The sequence below is a fragment of the Ameyamaea chiangmaiensis genome (assembly GCF_013376175.1).
GTDB classification, from domain to species: domain Bacteria; phylum Pseudomonadota; class Alphaproteobacteria; order Acetobacterales; family Acetobacteraceae; genus Ameyamaea; species Ameyamaea chiangmaiensis.
The window spans coordinates 1-18,811 of record NZ_JABXXR010000047.1 but is presented as its reverse complement, the minus strand read 5'-3'; the positions used below and the strand labels follow the sequence as shown (position 1 = coordinate 18,811).

Sequence of the window (18,811 nt, the reverse complement as noted above, 5' to 3'; positions counted from 1 at the left end):
CGGCTCGGGCCCGGCAAGACGTCGGGCGGCGAACACGGGCAGGCGCAGCGGCCGGATCGCGCCCTCCGGCACGCCCTCGTCCATCAGGGCGGGGCCGGGCGCCAGCAAAACCGCCGAGAGCGAGCCGAAGCGGTTGATCAGCGCCTTGGCCAGCGGCTTGGTATCGCGACGCGCGATACCGAAAAACAGCAGCATCTCCAGAATCTCGTAATCGGCGAGCGAGGCCGGCCCCGCACCGAGAACACGGTCGCGCATACGGCCGCGATGGCCCTGGGGACCTGTTCCGGCGAATGGTCGCGCCTGTGTGGCCCCGTGCTGCGTCATGCCTGTCCGTCCTGCTGCCCCGTGATCGTTTATGCGCCGGTTCAGGTCGCCATGACCAGCGAGCGGCTTGGACGCGGCGTCACATTGTCCTATAGAACAAAGGGTGACCGACCTTTTCGCCCCCGACCACACGCCGGACTACCTGACGCGCCTCAACCCGGAGCAGCGCGCCGCCATCGAAACGACCGAGGGGCCGTTGCTCGTGCTCGCCGGTGCGGGAACCGGCAAGACGCGCGTCCTGACGTCGCGCTTTGCGCATATCCTGCTGTCGGGCCGGGCAAAGCCAAACCAGATTCTGGCGGTGACGTTCACCAACAAGGCTGCGCGCGAGATGCGCGAACGCGTCAGCGCCATTCTGGGCCAGCCTGCAGACGGCCTGTGGCTGGGCACGTTCCATGCCCTGTGCGCGCGCATGCTGCGCCGTCATGCCGAGTATGTCGACCTGACCAGCGGTTTCACCATTCTGGACACCGACGACCAGATCCGGTTGCTCAAGCAGATCATGGAGCCATTCCGCCTCGATACCAAGCGCTGGCCGGCGCAGGGCATGCTGGGCGTGATCCAGCGGTGGAAGGATCGCGGCCTGACGCCGGAGCGAATCACCGGCGCCGAGGACAGCGATTTCGCGCAGGGCCGCGCGCAGGAAATCTACGCCGCCTATCAGGCCCGGCTGGTGCAGCTCAACGCCTGCGACTTCGGCGACCTGATGTTGCATGTGACCGAAATCCTGCGCACGCGTCCCGACGTTCTGGCGCAGTACCATCGTTTTTTCCGCTATATCCTGGTCGACGAATACCAGGATACCAACACCATCCAGTATCTGTGGCTGCGTCTTCTGGCCAAGCGCGAGGGCTTTGCCGCGAACATCTGCTGCGTGGGTGACGACGACCAGTCGATTTATTCCTGGCGTGGCGCGGAAGTCGAAAACATCCTGCGCTTCGAACAGGATTTCCCCGGCGCGCACGTCGTGCGTCTCGAACGGAACTATCGGTCGACGGTGCAGATCCTGGGCGCCGCCAGCGGGCTGATCGCCCATAATGAAGGGCGGCTCGGCAAGACGTTGCGGCCGGGGCGCGACGATTCAGACGGCGAGAAGGTTCAAGTCGTCGGCGTGTGGGATTCGGACGAGGAGGGCCGCGTCGTTGCCAGCCGCGTCGCGGAACTGCGGCTGGAGGGACATTCGCTGGGTGAAATGGCGGTTCTGGTGCGTGCCGGCTTCCAGACCCGCGCGTTTGAAGAGCAACTGATCGCCCAAGGTATTCCCTATCGCGTGGTCGGGGGCCTGCGTTTTTACGAACGCGCTGAAATCCGCGACGCGATGGCCTATCTCCGCGTTCTGGCCCAACCCGCCGACGATCTGGCGTTCGAGCGGATCATCAACCTACCGCGTCGTGGCGTGGGGGCTGCGGCGTTGCAGAAATTTCGCGACATCGCACGTAGCCAGTCGGTGTCGCTCAGTGCCGCCGTCGGCATCGCGCTCGAAAACGCAACGGTCAAGGGCAAGAGCGGCGACGCCCTGCGCACGCTGATGCAGTGTCTCGCCGATGGCCGGGCGATGCTGGGTCGCGAGGGGCATATCGTGGCGGTCGAGGCCCTCCTGGAGGACAGCGGTTACGTGCCGATGTGGCGGGCCGACACGTCGATCGAAGCACCGGGACGGGTGGACAACCTGCGCGAGCTGGTGCGGGCGATGGCCGATTTCGACTCGCTCGGCGCGTTTCTCGAACATGTCTCGCTGGTCATGGACAACGACCAGGACGCGGGCGAGGCGAAGGTCAGCCTGATGACGCTGCATGGTGCGAAGGGGCTGGAATTCGACACGGTGTTTCTTCCGGGCTGGGAGGAGGGGGTGTTTCCCTCGCAGAGAACGCTGGACGAAGGTGGGCTTTCGGGGCTGGAGGAAGAGCGCCGTCTGGCCTATGTCGGCATCACGCGCGCGCGCAGGCGTGCCATCATCCTGCACGCCGCGAACCGGCGTATCTATGCGAACTGGCAGTCGTCGATGCCCAGCCGCTTCATCGACGAGCTGCCTGACGAGCATATCGAGGTCGTCGGTCAGACCAAGGCCGAGCGTCGGCGCACCGCGCAGGCCGAATCGCTGTTCGCCGCCGGACCGATGGTGGCGCGGCGGGAGCGGAGCGGCCCGCACACGGTTTCCCCGCGGCCGGAACGGTGCGATATCCCGCTGGGCGCGCGCGTGTTCCACCAGAAATTCGGCTATGGGATGGTCATCGGCGTCGAGCATGACCGGCTGGAAGTCAATTTCGAGAAGGCCGGGCACAAGCGCGTCATTGCAAGTTTTGTCGAACAGGTTTCCTGATGCCCCCCCCTCGCCGCCACGCTACCGAACTCGAAACCCTCTCCGTCACCGTTCCCGAAGCCTTCGTCGAGCCGTTCGAGAATGCACTGGCGACCGTCTGCGCCACCGTCGGCATTTTCGAGGCCGATGACGCCCAGATCTGCTGGCGTATCGAAGGGGTGAAGGACATCGGCCACCGAGAGACCGAGTTGCAGTCCGCGCTGACGCTGGCGCGGCTGGTCACGGGCATCGACGCGACGCTGGAGCGCACGCGGACGGAGGCCGAAGGGTGGCTGGCCCGGACCTACGAATCGTTCCCGGCGCAGGAAATCGGGGCGCGTTTCGTGGTGCGCGGCACGCATCTGGAAGACGCCCCGCCGACGCGTCGGCTGACGATCACGCTGGATGCCGGTATCGCCTTCGGCTCCGGCGAACATGGGTCCACCCGGGGCTGCCTGCGCGCGCTGGAACGGATCGCGCATCGGCGACCACGACGGATCCTCGATCTGGGGTGCGGGTCGGGGATACTGGCGATGGGGGCTGCCGCCCTGCTCAAACGGCGGGTGCTGGCGGTGGACATCGAGCCCTGGTCCGTTCGCGTGGCCGCGTCGAACGCGCGTGCGAACGGCCTTGGCACTCTGGTCGAATGCCGTTTGGGGAATGGCTGGAAGACGCCCGAAATCCGGGCACGCGCACCCTATGATCTTGTGTTCGCCAACATTCTGGCGCGTCCGCTGTGTCTGATGGCGCGTGATCTGTCGCGCAATGTCGTGCCCGGGGGCACCGTCATTCTGGCCGGTCTTCTGGCGACCCAGGTGCGTATGGTGCTGGCGGCCCATCGCCGCCAAGGGCTGGTCCTCGAAGCGTGCCTGCGCGAAGGGGATTGGGCGACCCTGATCCTGCGCAAACCGGCCTGGGCCTGATCCGTCGACTGCGGCTGGACCGCCGCGGCGAGGACTCGACCCTGCGGAGTGCCGGTCATAGGATGATCGTCTTCCTCGTCTTACGAAAGGCATCCGCGCATGTCGGACCTGCACCATCGTCTGCCGCGTTTGCGGACCGCGCTTGCTGACACGGGGCTGGATGGTTTCGTGCTGCCCAGAGCGGACGAGTTTCTGGGCGAGTACGTGCCCGCGTGCTCCGAGCGTCTGGCGTGGCTGACCGGGTTTACCGGCAGCGCGGGACTTGCGGTCGTGTTGCGCGATCGTGCCGCCGTGTTTTCCGACGGTCGTTATATTACGCAACTGGAGCAGCAGCTCGACCCTTCGTTGTGGGAGGCATTGCACATGACGCGCACGCCCCCCGCGGACTGGATCGCCGAGCATGCGAAGGGCGGTCGGATCGGGTATGACCCGCGCCTCATGAGTGCGGCGTCACTGGCGCCGTTCGAGGCACGGGGGATCGAACTCGTCGCTGTGAAGGCCAATCCCGTCGATCCGTTGTGGAACGACCGGCCGGCTGCGCCGCACGGACCGGCACTGCGCCATCCGCTCGACCATGCGGGCGAGGCGAGCGCAGACAAACGCGCGCGGATCGCACAGGCCCTGCGGGCGGCAGGTGACGACGGCGCCATTCTGGGCGATCCCGCGTCCGTCGCCTGGCTTTTGAACATTCGCGGCACGGATGTGCCCTATACGCCGCTCCTGCTCGCCTTTGCCGCAATCGACGCCGATGCCGGTGTCGATCTGTTCGTCGATCCCGGGCGTCTGGACGCGGAGACGAACGCGTGGCTGGGGGACGTGCGCCTTCATGCGCCGGAGGACCTGCCGAACTGGCTGTCGCGTCAGACGGGCCGGACCGTTCGGGTGGATCCGTCCGCGACGTCCGTGTGGTTCGCCCAGCGTCTGGAGGCCCATGGCGCGCGAGTCCGTCACGATTCCGATCCGTGCCTGTTGCCCAAGGCGCGCAAGAACGCCGTGGAAATCGACGGTGCCCGCAGCGCCCACCGCAAGGACGCCGTCGCGGTCTGTCGCTTTCTGGCCTGGGTGTCGCGTCACGGACGTGGCGTGGGCGAGGCGGCGCTGGCCGATCGGCTGGACGCGTTCCGGCGCGACGAACCGACCTATCGCGGCGAGAGTTTCGCCGCGATTTCCGGCACCGGGCCGAACGGCGCGATCATTCACTACCGCGCCAGGGCGGGACGCGACCGGGTCATGGCGGCTGACGAGATCTACCTGATCGACAGCGGCGGGCAGTATCCCGAGGGGACGACGGACATTACGCGTTCGATCTGGACGGGGCCGGGCGTCCCGCCTGAGGGACTGCGCGAGGTCTATACCCGTGTCCTGAAGGGAAATCTCGCGCTGGGGGCCGCCACGTTTCCGACCGGAACGACCGGTCACAGGCTCGATACGCTCGCGCGTCACAGCCTGTGGGAAGCGGGCCTCGATTATGACCACGGCACGGGCCATGGCATTGGAAGCTATCTCTCGGTGCATGAGGGGCCGTGCAACATTTCCGCATCCCCCCGTCCCGTGCCGCTCGAGCCCGGGATGATCATCTCGAACGAGCCCGGATTTTACCGCCCCGGCGCGTTCGGCATGCGGCTGGAGACATTGCTGCTGGTCACGCCGAGCGACGCGGGCCAGGACGGCCGGTCGTTTCTCAGGTTCGAAACGTTGACGCATGTGCCATGGGATCGTGCGCTGATCGACGTGACATTGCTGACGCAGAATGAATGCCATGCGCTGAATATCTATCATGCGGCAGTCGCGGAGCTCGTTCTGCCGTTTTTGAATGATGAGGAAAAACAGTGGATTATGGATGCGTGCTCACCGTTGAGCGCCGGATAATGTGACCCGTGCCCACCTTTGCGCTCCCGGCGGCTGGGCCTACCACCATTGGCATGCCCTCTCGGCGGATCGCGCCGGGGCAAAGCAGGGAGACGGTCCCGACGCAACCGGGACCAAATGCGAGGAGAATTCTCATGTCCGCCGCTTCAAAGACCATTCCCGCCACGCTGATCGCCGGCGACGGCATCGGCCCGGAAATCATGGCGTCCGTCACGGAAATCCTCGACGTTATCGGCGCGCCGTTCGATTGGGATCCGCAACGGGCTGGCATGGACGGCGTGGAACATGCCGGAAACCCGCTGCCGGCGGAGACGCTGACCTCTATCCGTCGCACGGGTCTGGCCCTCAAGGGGCCGCTGACCACGCCTGTGGGTGGTGGTTTCAAGTCGATCAACGTGACCCTGCGCCAGGAATTCGGCCTGTACGCGAACGTGCGGCCGACACGGACGATCGTTCCCGGCGGTCGGTTCGACGATATCGATATCGTTCTGTTCCGTGAGAACCTCGAAGGCTATTACGCGGCCCTGGAACATTATGTTCCGGCTGACGGCGACCCGCAGGGCATGGCGATCAGCTCCGGCTACACGACGCGCAAGGAATGTCAGCGTATCGTGCGCTATGCCTTCGAATACGCGCTGAAGAACGGCCGCAAGAAGGTCACGCTGGTCCACAAGGCCAACATCCTGAAGCTTCTGACCGGCCTGTTCCTTGAAGAAGGCCGCAAGGTCGCCAAGGAATATGAAGGCCGTATCGAGGTGAACGAACGCATCGTCGACGCCTGCGCGATGCAGCTGGTGACCAACCCGTGGCAGTATGACGTGATCGTCACGACCAACCTGTTCGGCGACATCCTGTCCGATCTGACCGCCGGTCTGGTTGGCGGTCTTGGCATGGCGCCGGGTGCGAACATCGGCAGCGACGCCGCTATTTTCGAGGCCGTGCATGGCTCTGCGCCGGACATCGCGGGCCAGGATCTGGCCAATCCGCTCGCTCTTTTGCTGGCCGCGGGCATGATGTTGCAGCATATCGGCCGTCAGGACCTCGACACGCGTCTTCAGGCGGGGATCGACAAGGTTATCAAGACCGACAAGGTCCGCACCCGTGATCTCGGCGGTACGGTCGGCACGCGCGAACTGACCGCCGCCCTGAAGCAGGCCGTGGCCTGACGCTCGGGCGCAGGCGGCAGGGACGTATTTTTCGTCCGCCTGTTTACCACTCGTAAAGGCGATGCCGTCATGCAGGAAGCATGCTTCGGTGTCGCCTTCTCTCGTGTTTGCTGTTTCTGTTGATCGTGGTTGCGTGTCCGGCATGCGGGCGCGCGCAGGATGCTGCGGCCTGTCAAGGCGCCGCCGCGATGGCGGAACGTGCGTGGGGGTTGCCCGCCCGACTGCTCGAGGCCATCGGGCGGGTCGAAAGCGGCCGTTACGATACCATGTCGCACAGCGTTCGCGCGTGGCCGTGGACGATCAACGCGCAGGGGCAGGGCTATTTCTACCCCGACAAGGCGACAGCCATTGCGGCGGCGCAGCGTTTCATCGCCTCCGGTATACGCTCGATCGACGTCGGGTGCATGCAGATCAACCTGCACCATCACCCCGACGCCTTCGCGTCGTTGCAGGAGGCGTTCGATCCTTACAGAAACGCTGACTACGCCGCGCGCTTTCTCCGCGGGTTGTTTACCGATCACCCGTCATGGAGCGCGGCGGCCGGGGCCTACCATTCCCTGACCCCCGAATTCGGCGCACCCTATGCACGCAAGGTCATGGCCGTGTGGCACGGCGGCACCGAAGGGGATCTGTTCGCGACCCCGCCGCAGGAAGATCCCGGCACGCACATCGTCCGGCCATTCCCGTTCGGGCGTCCATTTGCGTTGCCAACGCGTGGATTTGCACCCAAGGCACGGGTTATTCCGCTGGGTGGCCATGCCATGGCACCCGGCGTGCTCGCGGGCACAGGGCGGTCACTCGCGGCCTATCGCACCGTGCCGATCCGCTTGGCCTCGACCAGCCCGTTACGCCTCGCGGGATTGCCCTGATCTACGCCGCGCGATAGGGCGAGAGACGCGCGCATCGTCCGGTCGGGCGGGCAGGGGGCAATATGACACTGACACTATACGGAATTAAAGCGTGTGACACGATGAAGAAGGCGCGCGTCTGGCTGGAGACGCATGCCATCGACGTGGTGTTCCATGACTACAAAACAGCGGGTATCGATCGCCGCACGCTTGAGCGATGGGTGGCAGCCAAGGGCTGGGAGACGATCCTCAACCGCGCCGGGACCACGTTTCGCAAGCTGCCAGAGGCCGACCGGTTGGCTCTGACCCCCGAGCGGGCTGTGACTCTGATGCTTGCCCAGCCGTCGATGATCAAGCGTCCCGTCCTCGAGGGCGACGGAACGCTGATCGTCGGTTTCCGGCCCGAGTTTTACGAGACCCTGCTGTCCGCGTGATCATGGCGTCGCGCGGCAGCGAGTTGCTCGGCGACGAGGCCGGGCAGATCGGCCGGTGCGGCGGCCAGCTGGTCCGCGCCTGCCTCGGTCAGTTCGTCCGCCCCGCCATAGCCCCACAGAACGCCGATGGCGCGTACGCGATTGGCATGCGCGCCCGAGATGTCAAAGCGGCGGTCGCCCACCATGACCGCGTGCTCTGGCGCGATTCGGTGTTGACGCAGCAGTTCGGCAATCAATTCGGGCTTCTCAGCCCCGCTATCGTCCGGTCTGGCACCATGAAGCTGCGTGAAATAGCCATCCAGTTCGCGCAGGCCCAGGATGGCGCGCGCCAGATGGACCGGCTTCGACGTCGCGAGAAACAGCCGCGCGGGGGAGGCCGCAAATCCCGCGATGACGTCGCGCATGCCGTCATAGACCGGGCTATGGTGCATGCCCCGGCTTTCATACAGGGCGCGATAGCGACGAACAGCGTCTTCGACACGGTCGTCACCATAGCGATGCAGGATTTCGCCGATCAGGTCATGCAGCGGGGGCCCGACCACCCAGGTCAGGTCCTGCGACAGGTCCGGCTCGTGTCCCATGTCGCGCAGAACGTCATGGATGGTGGAAATGATCCCGTGACGGGAATCGATGATGGTCCCGTCCAGATCCAGAAGGATTGCCGAGCCGTGGGGAAGGGCGGATGGCCCAGTGTCGGAAAGCACGTCGTTCAAAACCGGAAACTCCTCTCGGCGTCGGTCGATCATAGACGCACTCAGGGAATAATGCGACGCTGGGGCCCTGGTCGCCCCAATGATGCTGTTTTGCATGCGAGACGTCACGATGCCTCAACCCGCTGCCACGGCCACCGGACTGTCGGATGTGGGTTTCAATCCGAAGCGCCTCTCCCCCGGCATTTCCGCGCCGGCATCCACGAAAGGACAGGGGCCGGATGATGCTACCCTGGTGCGCGCCCTTCTGGCGGCCGCTATGCCCGCCCATGGCAGTGTTGATGCAGTGGCCGATGTCTGCCTGTCGCGCTTCGGTTCCTATGCCGGGTTGTTGAGCGCCCCACCGACGGAGTTGCGCACGCTCTCGGGCCTTGGACCGCACGCCCTGTCGGCGATCCGGCTGATGCATGAGGCCGCGCTGCGACTGGTGCGCGCCCGGATCGACCAGCGCGATGTGCTGGCGGACCAGTCCGCCGTCATCGATTATCTGGCCGCGGTTCTCTCACGCGAGAGGATCGAACAGTTCCGGTTGCTGTTTCTCGACCAGGAGCGCCGCCTGATCGCTGATGAGGCGCAGGCGCGTGGCACGGTCAATCACACGCCGGTCTATCCGCGCGAAGTCGCCCATCGGGCGGTCGAACATGGAGCGGCGACCGTCATTCTGGTTCACAATCATCCCACGGGCGACCCAACCCCGTCGGAGGCCGATCTTGTAATGACGCGCCAGATCGTCGCGGCGTGTGCGGCGATCGGCGTGGGTGTGACCGACCACATCATCATGGGCAATGGGCGCTGGCTCAGCTTTGCCGAGCGCGGCCTGATCGATCAGGCGACGGCTTCGGCGTCCTCAGGTTCCGTCTGAAAAGACGGGGCATCGTCGCGACGCAAGGGACCGAGCGCGGCCTGAATCCCGAACTCGCCTGGCATCGCGCCACGCGGGAACAGCAGGTTTACATGCCCCATCTTGCGCCCGTCACGCGCGTCGGTCTTGCCGTACAGATGGAGGGCAAGACCGGGCGTGGCAATGATCTCGCCGCACAGCGCCACGTCCGCCGGACCGATCAAATTGCGCATCACCGCGTCGGAATGGCGCCCCGGATCGACTAGCGGCAGTCCGGCGACGGCACGCACATGCATCTCGAACTGGTCGACCAGACACGCATTCATCGTCCAGTGACCGGAATTGTGAGGCCGGGGCGCGATCTCGTTGATCAGCAATGCGCCGTCGGCCGTGACAAACATTTCCACCCCGAGCAGCCCCACGAGATCAAGCCGTTCGGCGATCCTGACCGCCATGGCCCGGGCCTCCCGCGCAAGGGACGCCTCAATCCGGGCCGGGGCTATGCTGATATCGAGGATGCCGTCGCGATGGCGATTTTCGGTCGGGTCGAAGGTCACGACGTGACCATCCACGCCGCGCGCGACCATAACGCTGATTTCGCGGGCGAAATCGACCAGCCCCTCGGCCACCAGCGGGTGCGGGCGCAGCCGGTCGAAGGCGGCATCCCGTTCGGCGTCCGAGGACGGGCGTGCCTGTCCCTTGCCGTCATAGCCCAGTCGCGTGGTTTTCAGGACGAAGGGATATCCCAGCGTCTCGGCCGCCGTGTGAAGATCGGCGCGCGTGGTGACGGCATGCCAGGGTGCCACCGGCAGGCCCGCGTCGGCCATGAAACGCTTTTCCGCAAGCCGGTCCTGGCTGATGCGCAAGATGGCACCGGCGGGCCGGACAGGCCGCTGTGAGGCCAGAAAGTCGAGACCGTCGGCACTGATGTTCTCGAACTCGAACGTCACGACGTCCACATGGTCGGCAAAATGCTTCAGCGTTTCGGTGTCGTTGAACGGCCCGATCGTCGCGTCGTTGCAGACCTGCACCGCGGGGTCGCTGCGGGAGGCCGCCAGAACGTGTGTCTGAAACCCAAGCCGGGCAGCGGCCATTGCGGACATTCGTCCGAGCTGGCCACCGCCGACAATGCCGATGCGGGCGTCCGGCGCCAGCGCGTTGGAGGCGAAGCGGGGCAGTGGGCTCATGCCGGTTCGTCCGCCACGCCCGCTGTCTGCATCGCGCGCCATGTCTCCAGCCGCGCGGCCAGTTCCGCGTCTGACAACGCCAGGATCGACGCCGCGAGCAGGCCCGCGTTCTTGGCCCCCGCCTTGCCAATGGCCAGCGTTCCGACGGGGACGCCGCCGGGCATCTGCACGATCGACAGCAGACTATCCATCCCGCTGAGCGCGTGCGACTGCACCGGCACGCCGAGTACCGGCAGGCACGTCCAGGCGGCGCACATGCCCGGCAGGTGCGCCGCCCCGCCGGCACCCGCGATGATGACCTTCAGGCCGCGCCCGGCGGCGCTGCGTGCGTAATCGGCGAGACGATCGGGCGTGCGATGGGCGGACACGATCCGGGCCTCGAACGGGATAGCGAACTCTTCCAGAATCTCGGTCGCGTGGCGCATCGTGTCCCAGTCCGACTGGCTGCCCATGATCACGCCGACGCGCGACGCATCGCCGGGCGGGGCGTCACGGCTGGTTTGCGGCACGGCGGCGGGGGCGGTCTGCAGGGGGGCGGGAGCGTCGGGATGATCGTTCATGGCATCACGCAATCAGGCTATACTGTCGGGGATAAGACGGCTTTCCAGCCGCATGATTTCGTCCTTGAGCAGCAGCTTGCGTTTTTTGAGGCGCTGCAGCTGCAACTGGTCGCTCAGATGTTCGGCCAAGCGTGAGATCACGGTGTCGAGGTCTCTGTGTTCGCTGCGAAGCTCATGCAGTTTACGAATCAGCGTATCGCGGTCTGTCAGCATGGCGCCTGTGTCTGTGACGTGGTGGAGCCCCGGGGTCGTCGATCGAGCCGGTGCACAGCGCGATGCGTCCAACCCCTCTAGCATACCGTGCCGCGCATTTATATCGCCCGCAAGGGATGATCCAGATGCATGGATTATCTGCGTTGCCCGGAAAAAAAAGCATGGAAACCGGGACCGGAACCTCGTTAGCCTGACCGTGTGGCAATCAGGTTACAGGAGGTCTCATGTCGCGCCAGTCCCGCATCACCAGTCTTCGTGCCCGTCACCATCGCCTCGACGAACGTATCTTCGACGAAGACCACCGCCCGCTGCCCGATCAACGCGTACTCATGTGCCTCAAGCTGGAAAAGCTCAAACTCAAGGAAGAAATCGAGCGTCTCGCTGGTCAGGGCTGAACCGGACGTCCCCGCCCGCTCACGGGCGGGGACAGTGGATCAGTAAGCGTCGGCGTCGGTGTCCGGCAGCGGGGCAGGCACTACCGCACCCTCGCGCGTCAGGCGCTCGTTCGCGGACGTGACAGCGGCATTCAGGTCGGTCTGGCTGCACAGGCCCAAGATCACGGGATCGCGGGGCTTGATATTGGCGCTGTTCCAGTGTTGCCGGTCGCGAACCTTGGCGATGGTGTCCTTGGTCGTCCCCAGAAGCTTGATGATCTGTGGCTCGGACAACTGCGGGTACGTCCGCAGGATGAACGCGATCGCATCGGGACGGTCGTTGCGCTTGGCCACAGGTGTGTAGCGTGCGCCCTTGGAGCGACGCGCGACGGGGCTATTCTGCGGCGCCATGCGCAGGCGAAGGTTTGAGTCCGCCTCGCAACGCTTGATTTCGCTGGCGTCGATCTGACGGTTGGCGACGGGGTCGTAGCCTACGATGCCCTGCGCGACTTCGCCGTCGGCAATAGCCTGAACCTCCAGCGGGTGCATGCCGCAGAACTCGGCAATCTGCGTGAAGGTCAGAGCCGTCTTCTCGATCAACCAGACAGCGGTGGCTTTGGGCATCAACGGCAAGGCGGTCATATCAAATCCTGTTCTCGCGTATGACGTGCCATACGCAGGCCGGATCGTCCCACCGTGATGTTCCCTTGGAGGGGCGTCTCGCGTGCCTGCCGGCGCGCCAAGATCATCGCCGGATATGGACGCTCGCCCCACGCAGGTCAAGGGCGCACGCCGCATGGTAGGAAAAAGCGGCAGGGTCGCCTCGCGACGACCCTGCCGTAAGGGTGCGCAAAGCCTCAGGCCGCCTGCGCATCGGAAACAATGGCCTGTCCGTCCGTCGTGATCGGCGTAGACGGCTGTCCGTGCTGTTTCACGACGGACGCGCCACCCACCGTGATGTCGATCCGACGGGGGCGGGAGGCTTCGGGCACGATATGCCGAACGTCGACGCGCAGCAGGCCGTTATTGAGCGCGGCGGCATCGATCACGATATGATCGGCGAGCATGAAGCGCCGCTCGAAGGTGCGCGAGGCGATCCCGCGATGCAGCATCTCGCCGCGCGGCTCGCGTTCGGTGGCGCGGCCGACGACCGTCAGCGTGCTGTCCGAGACGGTCAGTTCGATGTCGTCCGGGGCGAAGCCCGCCACGGCCATCGTCAGCGCGTAGGTCGACTCGCCGGTCTTCTCGATATTGTAAGGGGGGTAGGACGCGGCATTGCCGGGCGTCTGAACCGCGTTGTCCACCAGTCGGGCGAGACGGTCGAAACCGATGGCGGTGCGAAAAAGGGGTGCGAAATCGTATGTCAAGGAAACCTCCTGCCAGCAAGGTCGTGGCCGCCGCGATGGGCCGGCCGTTCTGAAGAGCCCGGACCCTTTCGGCGTCCGGACACCCCAGATGTGGGAAAGCCCGCCCCTTGGTGCAAGGGACGGGCTTTCCGCAGGAGAGTCCCAAAAAAGCGCGACGTGAGTCGCGCGCGGGAGTCAGCTCTTGGCGCCGCGGGCGCCAATGCCGGCGAAGCGCTTGTTGAACTTGGCCACCTGGCCCCCGGTGTCGATCATGCGCTGAACGCCGGTCCACGCCGGATGCGACTTCGGATCGATGTCCAGACGCAGGGTCGTGCCCTCGGTGCCCATGCACGAACGGGTCACGAATTCGGTGCCGTCCGTCATGATGATCGTGACGTTGTGGTAGTCGGGGTGGATGCCGGGCTTCATGCGCAACTAACCTTGATTCTGCTGGGCGTCCCGATGCCGACCGGGCGCTTTTATTGCCGATAACCGGGGGCGTATAACGGAGTTCGCCCTGGGGATCAACGCATTTGCCCCCAACATGGCGCGCGCGACACGCAAAAGGCGCTGTTTCGCGCAAAAACCACTGATTCCAAGGCTGCGCGTCGCCAAAGCCGCAACCGGCCGGGCTGCCGCGTGCTATATACGCTGCGGAAGGAGGCGCCTGTCCGGCGTCTCCGTTCAGAGATCAGTGTCACACGAGAGGATTTCATGGCCGAAAAAGCCCCCAAGCTTCACGCGCCCGGCTGGGTGTCGGAATTTCGCGCGTTCATCATGCGCGGCAACGTCGTCGACCTCGCCGTCGGTGTCATCATCGGCGCGGCCTTCACCGGCATCGTCAACAGCCTGGTCAAGGACGTGTTCACGCCGGCCATCGGGCTTCTGATCGGCGGCATCGATTTCACCAATCTGTTCGTCACGCTGAAGGGCGATCACTACGCGACGCTCGCCGAGGCGCAGAAGGCCGGTGCGGTCACCCTTAACCTCGGCCTGTTCCTCAACGCCGTGATCCAGTTCCTGATCATCGCGTTCGTGATCTTCTGGGTGGTCAAGCTTCTGACCCGCATGCATGTCCGCGATGACCAAAAGCCCGCCGCGCCGCCGGCTCCGACCAAGACCGAGGTGCTGCTAACGGAAATCCGCGACATCATGGCAACGCGCACTGAGACGCGTCCCTGAGGTTCAGGCAGGCGGAAGGGCGGGGCTTGGCATGCAATTTCCCGCCCCTATAAACCAGCCTGACGGAATACGCGGGAGGGAGGGCCTGATGAGCGGACACCTGAATGATGGTCGGCGTCGCGGCACCCAATGGCTCCTGCGTGGGGCCCTCGCGTCGCTATTCGCGCTGGGTCTGTCCGGCTGTGCGACAGCGCCAGGGATCAGGCTCGGTGAGCCTGATCAGCACACCATCATCTACACCTATCTGATGGTGCACGGCATGGCACGTGGTTACGTGATGTCCGAGCCACTGAGTCGCGACGAACTTGCCCATCTGGTCGCGGTCGACCGCAGTGCGTTGTTGGCGGTCGCCACCGAGACCGGCACACCGTCCAGTCGCAATCTGAAAGTGGCCAGTGCGGCGGTTGTCAGGCTTCTGGATCTGGTCGGGACGTCACCGGCCGGTACGGTGACGCTAGGCGCAGGCAAGAAGTAGACATTTCGCACGCCGCGAATACGGGGTGTGCGACCCCGGCGTTTCGATCAGCGACTGGCGTCGCGTCGCAGGCGCTTTTCGCCCATCAACAGCAGAAGCGGCGCTGCGATGAAGATGGACGACGACGTTCCGACCACTATACCGAACAGCATCACCCAGGCGAACCCGGACAGACTTGCGCCGCCAAACAGTGCCAGCGGCAGCGCGGCGAGAAACACTGTGGACGAGGTGCCGAGGGTCCGGTTCAGGGTCTCGTTGATCGACAGGTCGATCAGCTCGCGCAGGGGCATGGTCCGGTATTTGCGCAGGTTCTCGCGAACCCGGTCGTAGACCACCACCTTGTCGTTGGTCGAATAGCCCAGAATGGTCAGGATCGCCGCGACCATCACCAGATCGAACTCGAAATGGGTAAGCACCAGAAACCCCACGGTCTTCGTAAGGTCGAGCACCAGCGTCAGCACCGCGCTGACCGCGAACTCCCACTCGAAGCGGATCCAGATATAGCCCAGGATCATCAGCAGGCTGAGGCCGAGCGCCAGCATGCCGTCGCGAAACAGTTCGCCCGAGACCGACGCGCCGACGGCGTCGGCCCGCAGCACCTGCGCGCCTGGCTGGGCGGCCGAGACCGCGTGGCGGACATGGTCGACCAGGGCCTGCGTCCGGGCCTCGGCACCGTCGCCGGTCGGGGTGTCCAGACGGATCAGCACGTCATCGGGGCCGCCGAACGATTGCAGGCCGGCCGCCGTGACGCCCTCCTGCGCCAAGGCGGCGCGCAGCTTGCCGAAATCGGCCGGTCCCTGCGTTCTCGCTTCCACGACGATGCCGCCGCGAAAGTCCAGGCCGAGCGTCAGGCCGGGGTAGAAAAACAGGCCGATCGACGCGAGCGACAGCACGGCGGAGGTCAGAAGGCCGGCAAAGCGGCCGCGCATGAACGCGATGCGGGTGCCGGGCCGGACGAAACGCAGAAGGGGACGATTGAACATGATGTCGTGGCTCAGACCGGCAGTGTCGCGGGACGGGTGAGGGCATACCAGCGCACCATCAGCAGCCGTGACAGAAGCAGCGTGGTGAACAGGGTGGTGGCGATGCCGATCGTGATGGTCAGGGCGAAGCCGCGCACCGGGCCGGTGCCGAACACGAACAGCATCACGTGTGCCAGAAGCGCGGTGGCGTTGCTGTCCACGATGGTCGACGTCGCGCGCTCGAAGCCCGCCTGAAGGGCGGCGAGCGCCGTCCGGCCTCGAGCGACTTCCTCGCGGATACGCTCATTGATCAGGATATTCGCGTCCACGGCCATGCCGAGGGTCAACAGAAGGCCAGCCATGCCCGGCAGCGTCAGGGTCGCCTCGAACAGCGACAGGATCGCCATCATCAGGACCAGGTTCGCCAGCAGCGCGACGTTGGCGTACCAGCCGAAGCGGCCATAAAACAGCGCCATGAACACGATCACCAGCACGAACCCGACGCCCAGGCTCATGGCCCCGGCGCGGATCGAGTCCGCGCCAAGCGAGGGACCGATCGACCGCTGCTCGATGACCGAGAGCGGGACGGGCAGGGCACCCGCGCGCAGCAGCAGGGCCAGGTCGGTGGCCTTCTGCGCGGTGAAGTTGCCCGTGATCTGACCGTTGCCCGCGGTGATGGGCGTCTGGATGACAGGTGCCTCGATAACTTTGTTGTCGAGCACGATGGCGAAGCGGTGGCCGACATTGGCGCGCGTGACGGCCGCAAAGGCGGCTGCGCCGACGCGGTTGAACGTGAAGTTGACCGCCCACTGGCCGTTCTGCTGGTCGATCATCGCCCCGGCATTGGTCAGGTCGGCGCCATCGACCTCCACGTGATCGCGGATCGGCAGGGTCTGGTTCGACCCGTCGGTGGTCGGCATCAGCGTCACGCCGGGCGCCGCCACACTGGCGCCAGTCGCGGATTCGTCGAGCAGGTGAAACGTCATGCGGGCCGTCGTGCCCAACAGCGCCTTGATGCGCTCGGGGTCGGAAATGCCGGGCAGTTGCACGACGATCCGGTCATTGCCTTGCCGCGTGATTTCCGGGTCGATCGCCCCGGTCGCATCGATGCGACGGCGGACGATCTCGATCGACTGGGTAACGGCTTCGCGGGCGCGGACCTGCAGGGCTGCCTCCGACAGGGTCAGGGCAAGCCGGCCGTCGGGCAGGCTGGAGGCGGCGAATTCGTCGGGCACGCTGGCCGGGATCGCGCCAAGGGTCTGCAGGGCGCGATCGTGCTCGGACACATCGCGCGGATACAGCGTCACGCGACGGGCGGTGTCGTCGAGGACGATGTCGCGGTAGCCGAGGTTGTCATGCAAAAGCGCCTGCCGGGCCTGATCGGACAGCGACTGCAACCGGTCGTGCTCGAGCGCCTGAAGGTCGACCTGCATCAGCAGATAGGACCCGCCCCGCAGGTCGAGACCAAGATGGATCTGCCGCCATGGCAGATGGGCGGCGGGCGCGCGCATCACGTTGGGAAGGCACAGGACGAGCCCGAGCAGGCAGACCCCCAACACGGACAGCATCCGAAGCCGGCTGTAATACATCATGGCGAAGAAAGACGCTCCCTGCGGCCGGCACGGTCGATCCGCGCGCGTGGTCCATAGCCCTCGACGCCAAGGGCAGGCCGGGAACATGCCGACAGCGCGGGCGCGATGCAACAGGCTGCGCGCACCGCGTGGCGTCGGGCACGCGGAAAAACCGCCCGCGGGTCAGCCTGATGCGAGTGTCCGCGTCGAATCAGCGCGTCCGAACAGCGTCAGCAGAACCCGCAGAGCGGGCCCGCGCCGACCGGTCAGCGCCGGATCGGCACGCAGGATGCGTTGGGTGTCCTGCCATGCCAGAGGCAACAGCGTGTCCAGCAGGCCGTTGCGGGCGAGGCGAAAGTCCGGCAGGCCGGACTGCTTGCGCCCGGCCGCGTCCCCGCCGCCACGCAGGCGAAAATCTTCGTCGGCGATCAGGAACCCGTCCTCGGTCTCGCGCAGGAGCGACAGCCGGGCGCGGGCCGTCTGGCCGGGGCCGTCCTCGTGCAGCAAAAGGCAGTAGGATTCGTCTGCCCCACGCCCCACCCGGCCACGCAACTGGTGGAGTTGAGCCAGGCCGAACCGCTCGGCATGTTCGATCACCATAATCGTGGCGCGGGGGATATCGACGCCCACTTCAATGACCGTTGTCGCCACGAGCAGGCGGGTGCGCCCGTCGGCGAAGTCAGCGATCGCGCTTTCACGAATCGCGATGTCCTGTTGTCCGTGGGCCAGACCGACGCGTTCGGCACCGAAGCGGGCGACGAGGCCCGCATGCCGGTCCACGGCCGCCGAAATGTCCAGGGCCTCGCTTTCGGACACAAGGGGACAGACCCAGAACACCTGTGCTCCGGCGGACAGCATCCGGGCGATGCCGTCCAGCAGGTCGGGCATCGTGCCCAGAGGGTGAAGCGAGGTGCGCACTGGCTTGCGCCCCGGCGGCTTCTCGTCGAGCCGGCTGACCTGCATCTCGCCCCACTGCGTCAGTTGCAGGGTGCGCGGGATCGGGGTCGCCGTCATCACCAGAAGATCGGCGTGTTCCCCTTTTTCGCCCAGCATCAGCCGCTGCTCCACGCCGAAACGGTGCTGCTCGTCGATCACGACGAGCGCCAGGTTCGCGAAGGTGACACCTTTCTGGAACAGGGCGTGCGTGCCCACGATCAGCTTCGCGTCCCCCGAGGCGATACGGGCGAGCGTCTCCCGCCGCGCGCGGCCCTTGACCGCGCCACTGAGAAACGCGACCGGCACCGGGGCAAGCCGTTCGAAACCCGCCAGATGCTGCCGTGCCAGGATCTCCGTGGGCGCCATGATCGCGGCCTGAAACCCGGCCTCGACCGCGCGCAGCATGGTCAACAGGGCAACGATGGTCTTTCCGGCGCCCACGTCGCCCTGCAACAGCCGGACCATGCGGTGCGGGGCGGCCAGATCGGCGTCGATTTCCCGCAGGGCCCGCGTCTGCGCGCCGGTCAGGCTGTGGCCGAATCGCGCCAGAGCCTCGCGCCGCAAGGCGCCGTCGCCTGTCAGCGCGCGACC

The 18,811-nt window shown here is 65.7% G+C and carries 20 protein-coding genes and 1 pseudogene; 10 read left to right on the top strand and 11 right to left on the bottom strand.

The features are described 5' to 3' along the window. Positions 1-324 (bottom strand): annotated as a pseudogene (locus HUK82_RS08040) (JAB domain-containing protein); the annotation flags it as partial. A gap of 103 nt (positions 325-427) precedes the next feature. On the opposite strand from HUK82_RS08040, the gene HUK82_RS08035 reads away from it, so the two are divergent. From HUK82_RS08035 to HUK82_RS08010, 6 genes are all read left to right on the top strand, one after another. Next, positions 428-2,644 (top strand): ATP-dependent helicase, encoded by a 2,217-nt coding sequence (locus tag HUK82_RS08035; RefSeq protein WP_176613475.1) that lies wholly within the window; start codon positions 428-430, stop codon positions 2,642-2,644. Next, positions 2,644-3,546 (top strand): 50S ribosomal protein L11 methyltransferase, encoded by a 903-nt coding sequence (locus HUK82_RS08030; protein ID WP_373318269.1) that lies wholly within the window; start codon positions 2,644-2,646, stop codon positions 3,544-3,546. The genes HUK82_RS08035 and HUK82_RS08030 overlap by 1 nt, the downstream gene beginning before the upstream one ends. Positions 3,547-3,645: 99 nt before the next feature. Continuing rightward, positions 3,646-5,415 (top strand): aminopeptidase P family protein, encoded by a 1,770-nt coding sequence (locus HUK82_RS08025; protein WP_176613474.1) that lies wholly within the window; start codon positions 3,646-3,648, stop codon positions 5,413-5,415. Positions 5,416-5,549: 134 nt separating this feature from the next. After that, the gene (locus HUK82_RS08020) at positions 5,550-6,581 is read left to right on the top strand and encodes an isocitrate/isopropylmalate dehydrogenase family protein (RefSeq protein WP_176613473.1); all 1,032 of its coding nucleotides are present in this window, start codon (positions 5,550-5,552) and stop codon (positions 6,579-6,581) included. Between the two features lie 188 nt (positions 6,582-6,769). Next, positions 6,770-7,450, top strand: coding sequence for a lytic transglycosylase domain-containing protein (locus HUK82_RS08015; protein WP_246495008.1), 681 nt, complete (start codon positions 6,770-6,772; stop codon positions 7,448-7,450). Between the two features lie 101 nt (positions 7,451-7,551). Continuing rightward, positions 7,552-7,863 (top strand): ArsC/Spx/MgsR family protein, encoded by a 312-nt coding sequence (locus HUK82_RS08010; protein ID WP_373318270.1) that lies wholly within the window; start codon positions 7,552-7,554, stop codon positions 7,861-7,863. On the opposite strand, the gene HUK82_RS08005 is transcribed toward HUK82_RS08010, so the two are convergent. Beyond that, positions 7,839-8,576, bottom strand: coding sequence for an HAD hydrolase-like protein (locus HUK82_RS08005; protein WP_246495007.1), 738 nt, complete (start codon positions 8,574-8,576; stop codon positions 7,839-7,841). The two genes, HUK82_RS08010 and HUK82_RS08005, sit on opposite strands and share 25 nt — an antisense overlap. A gap of 109 nt (positions 8,577-8,685) precedes the next feature. Here HUK82_RS08005 and radC point away from each other — a divergent pair, with 109 nt between their 5' ends. Next, entirely contained in the window at positions 8,686-9,435 is a 750-nt protein-coding gene (radC, locus tag HUK82_RS08000) for a RadC family protein (RefSeq protein ID WP_176613469.1), read from the top strand. On the opposite strand, the gene HUK82_RS07995 is transcribed toward radC, so the two are convergent. The 3 genes from HUK82_RS07995 to HUK82_RS07985 are packed head-to-tail and all read right to left on the bottom strand — an operon-like array spanning position 9,399 to position 11,374. Continuing rightward, on the bottom strand, positions 9,399-10,601 hold the full coding sequence (locus tag HUK82_RS07995; RefSeq protein WP_176613468.1) for a 5-(carboxyamino)imidazole ribonucleotide synthase: 1,203 nt from the start codon (positions 10,599-10,601) through the stop codon (positions 9,399-9,401). The genes radC and HUK82_RS07995 overlap by 37 nt on opposite strands. Continuing rightward, positions 10,598-11,161 carry a 5-(carboxyamino)imidazole ribonucleotide mutase gene (gene purE / locus HUK82_RS07990; RefSeq protein ID WP_176613467.1) on the bottom strand — a complete coding sequence of 188 codons (564 nt, stop codon included), beginning with the start codon at positions 11,159-11,161 and terminating at the stop codon, positions 10,598-10,600. Before purE ends, HUK82_RS07995 begins: the two co-directional genes overlap by 4 nt. 12 nt (positions 11,162-11,173) lie before the next feature. Then, a complete protein-coding gene (locus tag HUK82_RS07985) occupies positions 11,174-11,374 on the bottom strand; it encodes a DUF465 domain-containing protein (protein WP_176613466.1) in 201 nt (66 codons plus the stop codon). A gap of 224 nt (positions 11,375-11,598) precedes the next feature. On the opposite strand from HUK82_RS07985, the gene HUK82_RS07980 reads away from it, so the two are divergent. Further along, positions 11,599-11,769, top strand: coding sequence for a DUF465 domain-containing protein (locus HUK82_RS07980; protein ID WP_176613465.1), 171 nt, complete (start codon positions 11,599-11,601; stop codon positions 11,767-11,769). A gap of 39 nt (positions 11,770-11,808) precedes the next feature. Here the strand turns inward: HUK82_RS07980 and HUK82_RS07975 are convergent, their stop codons facing one another. From HUK82_RS07975 to rpmE, 3 genes are all read right to left on the bottom strand, one after another. Then, entirely contained in the window at positions 11,809-12,390 is a 582-nt protein-coding gene (locus tag HUK82_RS07975; protein ID WP_176613464.1) for a DUF1013 domain-containing protein, read from the bottom strand. A 215-nt stretch (positions 12,391-12,605) separates the two neighbouring features. Further along, a complete protein-coding gene (locus HUK82_RS07970) occupies positions 12,606-13,115 on the bottom strand; it encodes an Hsp20 family protein (RefSeq protein ID WP_176613463.1) in 510 nt (169 codons plus the stop codon). 174 nt (positions 13,116-13,289) lie between these two features. Continuing rightward, complete coding sequence (rpmE, locus tag HUK82_RS07965) at positions 13,290-13,523, bottom strand: 50S ribosomal protein L31 (protein ID WP_176613462.1); 234 nt, start codon at positions 13,521-13,523, stop codon at positions 13,290-13,292. Positions 13,524-13,808: 285 nt separating this feature from the next. Here rpmE and mscL point away from each other — a divergent pair, with 285 nt between their 5' ends. Both mscL and HUK82_RS07955 read left to right on the top strand, forming a co-directional pair. After that, the gene (mscL, locus tag HUK82_RS07960) at positions 13,809-14,276 is read left to right on the top strand and encodes a large-conductance mechanosensitive channel protein MscL (RefSeq protein WP_176613461.1); all 468 of its coding nucleotides are present in this window, start codon (positions 13,809-13,811) and stop codon (positions 14,274-14,276) included. Between the two features lie 88 nt (positions 14,277-14,364). Beyond that, the gene (locus tag HUK82_RS07955; protein ID WP_176613460.1) at positions 14,365-14,751 is read left to right on the top strand and encodes a hypothetical protein; all 387 of its coding nucleotides are present in this window, start codon (positions 14,365-14,367) and stop codon (positions 14,749-14,751) included. Positions 14,752-14,798: 47 nt separating this feature from the next. Here the strand turns inward: HUK82_RS07955 and secF are convergent, their stop codons facing one another. From secF to HUK82_RS07940, 3 genes are all read right to left on the bottom strand, one after another. Further along, the gene (gene secF / locus HUK82_RS07950; protein ID WP_176613459.1) at positions 14,799-15,734 is read right to left on the bottom strand and encodes a protein translocase subunit SecF; all 936 of its coding nucleotides are present in this window, start codon (positions 15,732-15,734) and stop codon (positions 14,799-14,801) included. 11 nt (positions 15,735-15,745) lie between these two features. Further along, positions 15,746-17,305 carry a protein translocase subunit SecD gene (gene secD, locus HUK82_RS07945; RefSeq protein WP_176613458.1) on the bottom strand — a complete coding sequence of 520 codons (1,560 nt, stop codon included), beginning with the start codon at positions 17,303-17,305 and terminating at the stop codon, positions 15,746-15,748. Positions 17,306-17,467: 162 nt separating this feature from the next. Then, positions 17,468-18,811, bottom strand: a 1,344-nt coding sequence (locus HUK82_RS07940) for an ATP-dependent DNA helicase RecG (RefSeq protein ID WP_176613457.1), incomplete at its 5' end; no start/stop codon positions are given.